The organism is Amycolatopsis sp. NPDC059235 (assembly GCF_042754125.1).
GTDB lineage: Bacteria > Actinomycetota > Actinomycetes > Mycobacteriales > Pseudonocardiaceae > Amycolatopsis > Amycolatopsis albidoflava.
Genome location: NZ_JBHZAG010000056.1, coordinates 57,416 through 68,912 on the forward strand (window position 1 = coordinate 57,416; position 11,497 = coordinate 68,912).

Annotated in this window: 10 protein-coding genes; 5 read left to right on the forward strand and 5 right to left on the reverse strand. The window is 69.9% G+C overall.

What is annotated here, in order from left to right; genetic code table 11:
* Positions 1-40: 40 nt before the first annotated feature.
* Both ACFXI3_RS30385 and ACFXI3_RS30390 read right to left on the reverse strand, forming a co-directional pair.
* Positions 41-1,435 (reverse strand): MFS transporter, encoded by a 1,395-nt coding sequence (locus tag ACFXI3_RS30385; protein WP_378404113.1) that lies wholly within the window; start codon positions 1,433-1,435, stop codon positions 41-43.
* Positions 1,436-1,488: 53 nt separating this feature from the next.
* Complete coding sequence (locus ACFXI3_RS30390; RefSeq protein WP_378404115.1) at positions 1,489-2,187, reverse strand: hypothetical protein; 699 nt, start codon at positions 2,185-2,187, stop codon at positions 1,489-1,491.
* 423 nt (positions 2,188-2,610) lie between these two features.
* Between ACFXI3_RS30390 and ACFXI3_RS30395 the strand changes: the two genes are divergently transcribed.
* The 4 genes from ACFXI3_RS30395 (at position 2,611) to ACFXI3_RS30410 (ending at position 8,485) form a co-directional block, all read left to right on the forward strand.
* Positions 2,611-4,035: a xanthine dehydrogenase small subunit gene (locus tag ACFXI3_RS30395; protein WP_378404117.1), complete on the forward strand. Its 1,425-nt coding sequence runs from the start codon at positions 2,611-2,613 to the stop codon at positions 4,033-4,035.
* Positions 4,032-6,401, forward strand: a complete 2,370-nt coding sequence (gene xdhB, locus ACFXI3_RS30400; RefSeq protein ID WP_344278440.1) for a xanthine dehydrogenase molybdopterin binding subunit — start codon at positions 4,032-4,034, stop codon at positions 6,399-6,401. Before ACFXI3_RS30395 ends, xdhB begins: the two co-directional genes overlap by 4 nt.
* Positions 6,398-7,222 carry a xanthine dehydrogenase accessory protein XdhC gene (xdhC, locus tag ACFXI3_RS30405; protein WP_344278443.1) on the forward strand — a complete coding sequence of 275 codons (825 nt, stop codon included), beginning with the start codon at positions 6,398-6,400 and terminating at the stop codon, positions 7,220-7,222. Before xdhB ends, xdhC begins: the two co-directional genes overlap by 4 nt.
* 72 nt (positions 7,223-7,294) lie before the next feature.
* Positions 7,295-8,485, forward strand: coding sequence for a GNAT family N-acetyltransferase (locus tag ACFXI3_RS30410; protein ID WP_378404119.1), 1,191 nt, complete (start codon positions 7,295-7,297; stop codon positions 8,483-8,485).
* Here the strand turns inward: ACFXI3_RS30410 and ACFXI3_RS30415 are convergent.
* From ACFXI3_RS30415 to ACFXI3_RS30425, 3 genes are read right to left on the reverse strand one after another with little or no spacing between them, the layout of a single operon-like run.
* Positions 8,482-9,036: a TetR/AcrR family transcriptional regulator gene (locus ACFXI3_RS30415; RefSeq protein WP_344278449.1), complete on the reverse strand. Its 555-nt coding sequence runs from the start codon at positions 9,034-9,036 to the stop codon at positions 8,482-8,484. The genes ACFXI3_RS30410 and ACFXI3_RS30415 overlap by 4 nt on opposite strands.
* The gene (locus ACFXI3_RS30420; protein WP_378404121.1) at positions 9,033-10,349 is read right to left on the reverse strand and encodes an amidase; all 1,317 of its coding nucleotides are present in this window, start codon (positions 10,347-10,349) and stop codon (positions 9,033-9,035) included. The genes ACFXI3_RS30415 and ACFXI3_RS30420 overlap by 4 nt, the downstream gene beginning before the upstream one ends.
* Positions 10,336-10,536 (reverse strand): hypothetical protein, encoded by a 201-nt coding sequence (locus tag ACFXI3_RS30425; protein ID WP_378404123.1) that lies wholly within the window; start codon positions 10,534-10,536, stop codon positions 10,336-10,338. Before ACFXI3_RS30425 ends, ACFXI3_RS30420 begins: the two co-directional genes overlap by 14 nt.
* Positions 10,537-10,623: 87 nt before the next feature.
* Between ACFXI3_RS30425 and ACFXI3_RS30430 the strand changes: the two genes are divergently transcribed.
* On the forward strand, positions 10,624-11,436 hold the full coding sequence (locus ACFXI3_RS30430; protein ID WP_378404124.1) for an MBL fold metallo-hydrolase: 813 nt from the start codon (positions 10,624-10,626) through the stop codon (positions 11,434-11,436).
* Positions 11,437-11,497 lie beyond the last annotated feature (61 nt).

The window sequence follows — 11,497 nt, forward strand, 5'->3', positions numbered from 1 at the left end:
CTTGAGGGAATCTGATTCCCTCAAGGAGCCCTTCACGGACCTACTGGCGGCGGAAGGTGAGAGCCGCGAGGCCAGCACCGGCGAGGGCGATCACGGCCGAGCCGATGAAGGCGACCGAGTAGCCGTTCGTCAGAGCCGCTGCGTCACCGAGCGCGCTGGCACCCGAAGCGGCCGCCAGCGCGGTCATCACGGCCAGCCCCAGCGCCGAGCCCACCTGGTAGCCGGTGTTCACGATCCCCGACGCGAGCCCGCCTTCTTCCGGCCGGGCCGACGAAATCGCCGTGCTGAGCGACGGGATGAACGCCAGCGACATCCCCAGCGCCGCCACGAGCGACGCGGGCAGGACGTCCACCCAGAAGCTGCCATCCGCCCGGACCAGCGCGAGCCAGCCCAGCCCGGCCGCCAGCAACAGGAGTCCGGCGACGATCGGCGGCTTCGGGCCGAACCGGCCGATCACTCGCGGGGCCAAGGCGATCATGCCCAGCATGATCAGCGCGGTCATCGGCAGCAGCGCCGCACCAGCCGGGAAGGCGCGGAAGCCGAGCACCTGCTGCAGGTAGAGGTTCAGGAAGAACCACATCGGAATCCACGCCGCACCAAGGAAAACCTGCGCCAGGTTCGCCGCGCCGAGGCGCGGGGCGCGGAAGATCGACAGCCGCATCAGCGGAGTGCGGGCTTTCGCCTGCCGGACCACGAAACCGGCCAGCAGCACGAGACCGGCACCGAGCGCGATCCAGGTGGCCGCCCAGCCCGCTTCCGGAGCGCGGACGATCCCGTACACCAGCGTTCCGAGGCCAAGCGTGACAGTCAGCGCACCGATGATGTCAACCGTGCCACGGGTTCCGATCGCTCCCCCGGGCAGGACGGCGCGAGTGGCAAACAGTGCGAGCACGGCGATGGGCACGTTGAGGTAGAACACCCACGGCCACGACAGGTACTCCGTGATCACCCCGCCGAGAAACACTCCTGCGGTACCGCCAGCCGGTGCCGCCGCGCCATACAGCGCAAGGGCTTTCGTGAGTTCCTTCGGGTTGCTGCCGAAGAGCATCATCAGCAGCGTCAGCGCGGACGGGGCGATGAGCGCGGCTCCAGCGCCCTGCACGATCCGGCCGGCGAGTTCGACCGGCACGTTCCCGGCGGCCCCGGCGAGCACCGAACCGGCCAGCAGAATCGCCCATCCGGCGGCGAAAAGCTTTCTGGCGCCGAACAAATCCGATAGTCGTCCGCCGAGCAGCAGCAGGCCGCCGAAGGCGATTACGTAGGCATTGAAGACCCAGGACAGCGTGCTGGGCGTGAATCCGAGGGCGTCCCGCATGCGCGGCAGCGCGACGCCGATGATCGAGGTATCCATGATCACCATGAACTGGGCCAGGGCGATCAGTCCGAGCGCCCACCAGCGGAGGGTGTTCGGCCGGGTTTCTTGTGCGGTGGTCATCGTTTTTCGCTTTCTCTTCAAGGGGAACGGCAGCACGGCATGCGGGCGGCTGCTCAGGCGGCGTCGAGGACGAAGGCGGCGGTGCGCACGACGCCCTCGGCCTGGAAGTCCAGGTACAGCAGGTACCGGCCGGTCGTCGGGGCCTCGGCGTGGAAGCGGATCTCCGGTCCGGGCTGCCCGTCGTCGAGCGCGTGGATGTGCAGGTAGGCGAGGTCGCCCTGGCGCAGCGCGACCAGGTGGCCGAACGAACCCAGATACGGCTCCAGGTCGGTGACCGGCTGTCCGTCGCGGGTCACGCGGGCGGTCAGCAGCGTTCCGACGCCGGCCGCTAGCGTGCCTTCGAGGGTCACTTCGTAGCCGTCGACGACGCTGGTAGCGACCGGCTCCGCGGCCTGCGGCTGGTAGTCACCCGCGACCTCGACCGTCCGCGACAGCGTGACGCTTTCGCCACCAGCCGGAGTCAGGTCGGTGAAGACGCGGTAAGTGCCTGCCGCTGCCCAAGTCCACGGGATCGCCCAGACCCCGGTTTCCGGGTCGAGCACCGGATGACGGTGCCGGAAATGCGCACCGTCGTTGCGAACCACGATCAGGTGTAACTGCTTGCCGTGCGCCTCCTCGTATTTGGTTACCGGTTGCCCGTCGGCGGTGGCGACGGTGAACGAAAGCTCGCCGCCCTCCCCCGCCGTTGCCGGGGCGTGCACCACGCCGAGCTGGACCTCGCCGGTCGAAAGTGCAGTGCCGTTGACGTTCATCGGGTTCTCCTTCGTTCGCTGGCGACGGGATCGAACTTATACCCCCTAGGGGTATTTGGAAGTGTGTCCTGGGTCTCCTTTCGGGCGACGCCGGCTCTTGTCTCGCGCTGAGCCCGGCGTTACGCTTCGTCAACGGCGGTGTGCCCGCACCGCCCGTTCCGTTCGCTCTCGAGGAGGTGCGCGATGCTTCTGACCTCCGGTCAGCTCGCCGACCTCCGTCAGCGCACGCGCCAGTCCGCTTGGAACAAGGGGCGCGTCGCGCACGGCTGGCCAACGCGCCGCTGAGCGGTCTCCCCGCTCGGCACGCGCTCGCGCACGGGCAAGAGCCCCGGTGCCGCGAACTCCCCCACGGTCCCCTGACCTGCGCCGACGCGGCGCGCCGTCGGCCGTGGCCCCAGCCGAGAAAAGACGAGAGGAACTCCGATGGTCGACCCCGAGGTGACCGTCAACGGGAAACGCACCGCGATCGGCGCCGTTCCCGTGCACACCACGGCGCTGGACTGGCTCCGCGGACAGGGCCTGACCAGCTGCAAGGAGGGCTGCGCCGAAGGCGAATGCGGCGCGTGCGCGATCCTGGTCGCGCGGCCCGGCGTCGAATCCCCGACGGACCTGGTCGCGATCAACGCGTGCCTCGCCCCGGTCGGTTCGCTCGACGGGCAGGAGGTGTGGACGGCCGAGGGTCTCGGGTCCACAGAGGACTTGCACCCGGTGCAGCACGAAATGGCCGTGCGCGGCGGATCCCAGTGCGGTTACTGCACTCCTGGGTTCGTCTGCAGCATGGCCGCCGAGTACTACCGCGGCGACCGCGACGCGACCGGCGACGACCACGCGCCGAACGGTTTCGACATCCACGCGCTGAGCGGAAACCTCTGCCGCTGCACGGGATACCGGCCGATCCGCGACGCCGCGCACGCGCTCGGCGCTCCCCCGGCGTCGGATCCGCTGGCACAGCGGCGGGCCTGCAGCGCACCGGAACCCGTTGCGACCCAACTGCACGGCGACGGACGGGACTATCTCCGACCGGCCACCTGGACCGAAGCGCTGCAGCTGCGCCACGACCGTCCTAACGCGACTTTCGTGGCCGGGTCGACGGACTGGGGCGTCGAGGTGAACATCCGCGGCGTCCGGGCGGACTGTGTCGTCGCCATCGATCGCGTGCCTGAGCTGCAAATGCTGGACATCGGCGCGGAGACGATCGAAATCGGGGCCGGGCTGAGCCTCACCGAAATGGACCGCCGCCTCGACGGCCGGGTGCCGTTGCTGAGCCAGCTGATCCCGCAGTTCGCGTCCCGGCTGATCCGGAATGCCGCGACCCTCGGCGGAAACCTCGGCACCGGTTCGCCGATCGGCGACTCCGCCCCGGTTCTGCTCGCTCTCGGCGCGAGTGTCGTGCTGTCCTCTGTAGACGGAGACCGCGAGGTGCTGCTCGACGAGTACTTCACCGGTTACCGGCAGAGCGTCCGGCGTGACGACGAGCTGATCCGCTCGGTGCGGATTCCCTTGCCGCTAGCCGGAACCACGGCGTTCCACAAGGTCGCGAAGCGGCGGTTCGACGACATTTCCAGCGTCGCCGTCGCGTTCGCGCTCGACATCGAAGACGGTCTCGTGCGCACCGCGCAGATCGGGCTCGGCGGGGTCGCCGCGACGCCGATCCGCGCTCAAGACACCGAAGCCGCGCTCGTCGGACAGCCTTGGAACGACGAAACCGTCCGCACCGCCGCGGAAATCCTGCGCGGCGAGGGCACACCGATGGACGACCACCGCGCGAGCGCTGCCTACCGCGCCGCGACTTTGGGCCGCAGCCTGCTGAAACTGCACGCCGACTCTCTTGAGGGGGCACGAGCATGAGCGCCTTGTCCGAACGCCCGGAAAGCCCGTCCATCGGGATCGCCCGGCCGCACGAAGCCGCCGCGGCGCACGTCCGGGGCACCGCGCTGTACACCGACGACCTCGTCGCCCGCACCAAAGACGTGCTGCACGCATACCCCGTACAGGTAAACGAGGCGCACGCGAAGGTGCTCGCGATCCGCACCGAATCAGCCGAAGCCGTGCCGGGTGTGGTCCGCGTCCTCACTGCGGCGGATGTCCCTGGGGTCAACGATTCCGGCGTGCACCACGACGAACCGCTGTTCCCGTCCGAGGTCATGTTCTTCGGCCACGCGGTGGCCTGGGTGCTCGGCGAAACGCTGGAAGCGGCGCGGCTGGGCGCGGCGGCCGTCGAAGTGGACACCGAAGCCCTGCCGTCGCTGGTGACCGTCGGCGAGGCGATCGCCGCGGGCAGTTTCCAAGGAGAGCCGCGAGTGGTGGCGCGCGGCGACGTCGACCCGGCGATGGCCGGTTCGGCGCACGTTTTCCGCGGCGAATTCGACTTCGCCGGCCAGGAGCACTTCTACCTGGAAACCCAGTGCGCGCTGGCGCACGTGGACGAGTCCGACCAGATTTTCGTGCAGAGCAGCACGCAGCATCCGTCGGAAACGCAGGACATCGTGGCGCACGTGCTGGGCAAGCACAGCCACGAGGTCACCGTGCAGAGCCTGCGGATGGGCGGCGGCTTCGGCGGCAAGGAATGGCAGCCGCACGGATACGCCGCGGTCGCCGCGCTCGGCGCGACGCTCACCGGGCGTCCGGTGCGGCTGCGGCTCACCCGCACCCAGGACATGACGATGACCGGCAAACGGCACGGTTTCCACGCCGAGTGGAGCGTCGGCTTCGACTCCGACGGCAAGCTGCAGGCGCTGGACGTCGTGCTGACCGCGGACGGCGGCTGGAGCCTCGACCTGTCCGAACCGGTGCTCGCCCGCGCGCTGTGCCACGTCGACAACGCGTACTGGATTCCGCACGTCCGTGCGATGGGGCGGATCGCGAAGACGAACAAGACGTCGCAGACCGCCTTCCGCGGCTTCGGCGGGCCGCAAGGCATGCTGGTGATCGAGGACATTCTCGGCCGCTGCGCGCCGATGCTCGGCATCGACCCGACCGAGCTGCGGCGGCGCAACTTCTACTCCGAAGGCCAGGACACGCCGTACGGGATGCCGGTGCGGCACCCGGAACGCATCCACCGGATCTGGCAGCAACTGCTCGACTCGGGCGACGCGGAACGCCGGCAGGCCGAGATCGCGGCGTACAACGCGAAGCATCCGCATTCCAAGCGCGGCCTCGCGATCACGCCGGTGAAGTTCGGGATCTCCTTCAACCTCACCGCGTTCAACCAGGCCGGCGCGCTGGTGCACGTGTACAAGGACGGTTCGGTCCTGATCAACCACGGCGGCACCGAAATGGGCCAGGGCCTGCACACGAAGATGCTGCAGGTGGCCGCGACCGCGCTGGGCGTGCCGCCGGAGAAGGTGCGGCTGGCCCCGACCCGGACGGACAAGGTGCCGAACACCTCGGCCACCGCGGCGAGTTCGGGCGCGGACCTCAACGGCGGCGCGGTCAAGAACGCCTGCGAGCAGATCCGCGACCGGCTTCTCCCCGTCGCGGCGGGCAAGCTCGGCGTTCCGGAAAGCGACGTCCGGATCGTCCGCGGCGCCGCGCGCACCCCGTCCGGCGAGGAACTCGGCTGGGACGAGCTCGTGCACGCGGCCTACTTCGACCGGGTGCACCTGTCCGCCGCCGGGTACTACCGGACCGAGGGCCTGAGCTGGGATTCCGCCACGATGAGCGGAACCCCGTTCAAGTATTTCGCCTACGGCGCGGCGCTGGCCGAGGTCGAGGTGGACGACTTCACCGGCGCGTACCGGACGCGGCGGGTCGACATCGTGCACGACGTCGGCGACAGCCTGTCCCCGCTGATCGACATCGGCCAGATCGAGGGCGGATTCGTGCAGGGCATGGGCTGGCTGACGTTGGAAGACCTGCGCTGGGACGAGTCCGACCGGCCGTCGCGCGGACGGCTCGCGACCCAGGCGGCGAGCACGTACAAGCTGCCGAGCTTGTCGGAGATGCCGGAGGTCTTCAACGTCACGCTGCTGACCGACGCCGCGGAAGAAGGCGCGGTCTACGGATCGAAGGCGGTCGGCGAACCGCCGTTGATGCTGGCCTTCGCGGTGCGGGAAGCGCTGCGGCAGGCGGTCGCCGCGTTCGGCGAGCCCGGGCACAGCGTCGACCTGGCTTCCCCGGCGACGCCGGAGGCCGTGTTCTGGGCGATCGACCGCGCCGTCACCGCCGCTCCGGTGGTCGAGGCGCAGGTACCGGATCTGGTGGGCCAGGCATGAACTGGATCAGCGCGGTGCAGCGCCTGCGGGACGCGGGGTTGCCGGGCGTGCTCGTCACGGTGACGTCCTCGCGCGGGCACACCCCGCGCGAGGGCGGCGCGAAAATGGTGGTCGGCCCTTCGGAAACCCACGGCACGATCGGCGGCGGCAACGCCGAGGCAGTCGCGATCGAGCGGGCCCGGGAACTGTTGCGGGACAACGCGACCGCGCCGGAGCTGCAGACGCTTTCGTTGTCCGACAAGGCTCCTTACCAGCACGGCGTGCAATGCTGCGGAGGGACGATGACGCTGCTGTTCGAGCCGCTGCCGGTGCGTCCGGCGGTGGCGGTCTTCGGGGTCGGGCACGTCGGCCTGGAGCTGGCGCGGGTGCTCGCCCGGCACGAGGTCTCGCTGCATCTGATCGACAGCCGGCCGGCGCAGTTGACCGCGGAACGGCTGGCCGTGCTCGACGACGCCGTGGCGAGCGTGCACGTCCACCAGGTCCCGCTGCTGCCGGAAACGGTGCTGTCGGAGCTGCCCGCGGGCACGCACGTGCTGATCATGACGCACGACCACGCCGAGGACATCGCGCTGTGCGACGCGGCTTTGCGCAGCGGGACCTGCGGGTCGATCGGGCTGATCGGGTCCGCCGGGAAGTGGTCGCGGTTCCGGAAGCGGCTGACCGACCTCGGCCACGACGAGGCGGCGCTGTCCCGGATCACGACGCCGATCGGCCTTCCGGACCTGACCGGCAAGGAACCGGCGGTGATCGCGGTGAGCGTCGCGGCGGCGTTGCTGCAGAAGTTCCAGGCGCGCGTCCGGCCGGGAGCGCTTCAGGCGTAAATCGCTTGCCTGCCCCCGGGAGTGCGGCTGGGATACGGTTGAGACACCGTCAGCTCCCGGGGGACTTCTGCGATGGAAATTCGGCACGACAACGACTACGACCTGTACTTCAGCACCGTCCAAGCCGCGTTCGGGCGTTACTGGCCGGAGTCGGCGGGCAGCGGCGTCCTTGGCGCTTATGAGAAGGAGCGGAGCCTGGTCGCCTTCGCGCCGGACGGGAAGCCGGTCGGCACCACCGGCGCGTACTCCTTCGACCTCACGCTGCCTGGCGACGTCCTCGTCCCCGCTGCCGGCGTGACCGCCGTCGGCGTGCTGCCGACGCACCGGCGGCAAGGCGTGCTCCGCGCGATGATGCAGGAACAGCTCGCCGACGTGCGTGCCCGTGGCGAATTCCTGTCCGTCCTGCTCTGCAGCGAAGCGGTGATCTACCGGCGGTTCGGCTACGGACCGGCGACCTACACCGAGCAGGTGACCATCCAGCGGCATCTCGCCGATTTCGCCGCGCCGCGCGGAGCCGGCATCGAGACCGGGTCGGTCGAGGTGCTGCGGCGGGTCGACTGCGGGGAGCTTCTGGAGGAGATCTACGACCGCTACCGCCGCACGCAGCCTGGTGCGCTCTCCCGGCCGCATCGCTGGTGGGCGCTGGGCGCGGGACACCCGCCGACCGGACCGGAGCCGCGCTACCTCGCCGTGCACCGGGACACCGGCGGTGTGGCGAACGGGTACGCGAGCTATCTGGTCACCGACGGCACCCTGACGGTCGACGAGGTCATCGCGGCCGACGACGCGGCGTTCACCGCGCTCACGCAGTTCCTCCTCGGGCACGACCTGGTCAAGCAGATCGACTTCAAGCACCTCCCGCCGGGAAACCCGCTGCGCTGGCAGCTCGCAGACCTGCGCGCGGCCGAGCCGACCGAGACGGACTGGCTGTGGGTGCGGATCCTGGACGTCCCCCGCGCCCTGACCGCGCGCGGCTGGTTCACCGACGGTTCGCTGGTCCTGGACGTGACCGACCCGTTCCTGGACCAGGACGGCCGGTATCTGCTGACAGTGCGGGACGGGAAGGCGGAGTGCGCGCGGACGGACCTCGCGCCGGATCTGTCGCTGGACGTGAGCGATCTGGGGTCGATCTACCTCGGCGGGACATTGCCGAGCGTGCTGGTCCGGGCCGGGCATGTCCGGGCGCATCACGGAGAGGCGGCCGGACTCGCGGACGCGCTGTTCCGGTCCGACCGCGCGCCGCACTGCGTGCACTGGTTCTAAGCCAGCACCTCAGCCGCCAACCGACGGGCATAGGCGGCGTCGAGACCGTCCGGACGGAACAGGATCCGGTACATGATCGGCGCCACCACCCGGTCCATCACCGCCTCCGCCGACGGGGCCGCTTCACCTCGGGCCGCCGCCCTGGCCAGGACTGCTTCGACCTGGTCAGCGGCGTAGGCCGAGCACTGTCCGGCGTTGCTCCCGTCCGGGTCGCCGAGCAGCGCGTCGCGGATGTAGGCGCGGCCCGCGGGCGAGGACATCTCGTCCAGGAACAGTTCGGTCCACGCCGTCAAATCCTCGGCCAGCGACCCGTGATCTTCCGGCGGTGCTTCCGGGCGCAGCCGCTCGACCGCGACGTCCGACAGGAGCTCCTGCAGGTCGCCCCACCGCCGGTAGACCGTCGACGGCGTGACGCCCGCGCGCGCGGCGACCTGGGGCACGGTCAGCGCGTCCCGGCCCGCTTCGGCGATCAGGTCGCGGACGGCGGCGTGCACCGATTCCTGGACTCGCGCGCTGCGCCCGCCCGGACGCACCATCCGCTTCTGGCTCACCGTGCCACTTTAAGCCGCGTCCGTTCCAAGGCGTGGCCGGTCCGCAGCAGCACTGGCTCGCCGTGCGGTCGGGCGATCAGTTGCAGGCCGATCGGCATCCCGTCGGGGTCGTCGCCGATCGGGAGGGTTAACGCTGGCGCGCCGGTGATGTTCGCCGGGGCCGACAGCCGTACATACGCGTCCGAGACCGCTTCGACGGTGCCGTCGGACCACGTCACCGTCTCCTGCCCGGCTGGGACGGCGGTCATCGGGACGGTCGGTGCGGCGAGGACGTCGATCTGCTCGAACAGCCGCGTCCATTCCTCGCGCATGAGAGTGCGAGCGCGTTGGGCACGCAGGTAGTCCCCCGCGCTCATCAGCTCGCCGGCTTCGAGCAGGACGCGGACGTCGGCGGCGTACTGGTCGGGCACGGTGCGCAGGCTCCGTTCGTGGTACGCCGTGGCTTCGGGAACCATCAAGCCCCAGTGCGTTGCCTGGAGGTAGCGGGTCAGCGGGATTTCGACGTCGACCAACTCGGCGCCGAGTCCGGCGAAGCGGTCGATGGCCTCGCGCACGGCGGCTTCCACCGCCGGGTCGATGTGGTCGAAGTAGTAGTTGCCGGGGATTCCGACGCGTAGGCCGGTCAGCTCCTCGCCTGCCGGGATCGGTTGTCCAATGAGGACGGACAGCACGAGCGCGGCGTCCTCGACGGTGCGGGTGATCGGGCCGACGTGGTCCAGTGACCAGGACAGCGACGTCACGCCGTTCCTGGGGATGAGCCCGTAGGTCGGTTTGAGGCCGACGACCCCGTTCAGCGCGGCCGGGACCCGGATCGAGCCGCCGGTGTCGGTGCCCAGCGCGAAGGTCGCGGCGCCGGCGGCGACGGCTACTGCTGAACCGCCGCTGGATCCCCCGGCGACGCGGGACTGGTCGCGGGCGTTGTGCGTCTGCGGAGTCGTGAGACCGTAAGCGAATTCGTGCGTGTGGGTTTTGCCGAGGAGGACCGCTCCGGCCGCCTTGAGCTGGGCGGCGACGGTGCTGTCCTTCTCGGCGCGATGTCCGGCGCGGACCTGGGAGCTGGCGGTGGTCGCGGTGCCGGCGACGTCGATCAGGTCCTTCAGGCCCATCGGGATGCCGTGCAGCGGACCGCGGATCTGGCCAAGTTCCGCCGCTTCGGCGCGGGCCCGCTCCGCGTCCACTGAGACATACGCGTGCAGCCTGGGTTCTACCTCGTCGATACGGGTCAGGACATCCTCGACCAGCTCCGTTGGCGACACCCGCCGGTCGCGGATCGCGGCGGAGGCTTCGGTGAGGGTGAGATCAGCCAGCGACACGGACGTCCTCCTCAGCGCGGTAGGCGGAAGCCGGTGCGGTGTCGCCGAAATCCAGCTCCCGCAGGACGGTCACCACGGAGTGGATGTGGTTCGCGACGGCGGCCACGCTGGCGTGCCGGGCCGTCTCGAGGGGCAGTCCGGCGCGGGCGGCCAGGCGGGCGGCCTCGTCGGGGGCAAGTTCGGGCACAGGTCCTCCTAAAAGCTAAGTGTTTGCTTTAAGCGACAGTAGCCAGTAACGTCGCTTAAAGCAAACATGTTGCGTTAAGGAGGACCTGTGACCTGGACCATCGGCGACGTCACCGTTCGCCGAATCGACGAGATCGAGCTGCCCGCCGCTACTGGCGCGTGGTTGCTTCCCGCAGCGACCGACGAGATCCGGCTGCACAGCCACAGTTTCGCGTTCGAGAAGGACGGGATGAAGATCGTCGTGGACACCGGGATCGGCAACGGGAAGACCCGCGCCAACCCGGCGTGGCACGACCTCGACACCGGATACCTGGACGCGCTGACCGCCGCCGGATTCGCGCCGGACGACGTGGATCTGGTGCTGCTCACCCACCTGCACACCGACCACGTCGGATGGAACACCCGTGAGCAGGACGGCGAGTGGATACCGACGTTCGCCTCCGCCCGGTACGTCACCTCCCGCGCCGAACGGGAGTTCTGGGCGGGCTACGAGATGGACGGTCCGCGGCGGCAGATGTTCGAGGATTCCGTGCTGCCGGTGGAGCGCGCGGGACTGCTGGACCTGGTCGACATCCCCGCCGAGGGCTTCGAAATCGTGTCCGGCGTGCGGTTGCTGCCGACGCCCGGCCACACCCCCGGGCACGTCTCGGTCGAACTGACCAGCTCCGGCGAAACCGCGCTGATCACCGGGGACGCGGTGCACCATCCGGTGCAGTTCGCGCACCCGGAGATCGGCGCTTCGGTGGACATCGATCCGGCGGAATCCGAGAAGACCCGCCGCCGCCTCCTGGCCGAGCTAGCCGATTCGGGCGCTCTCGTGCTGGGCACGCACTTCACCCCGCCCACCGGCGGCCGCCTGGTCTCCCACGGCTCCAGCTACCGGCTCGTGGAACGTCCGTGAAGGGCTCCTTGAGGGCGTCTGATATCCGCCAAATCGCCCCGAACGGACGGTAGAAGATAAA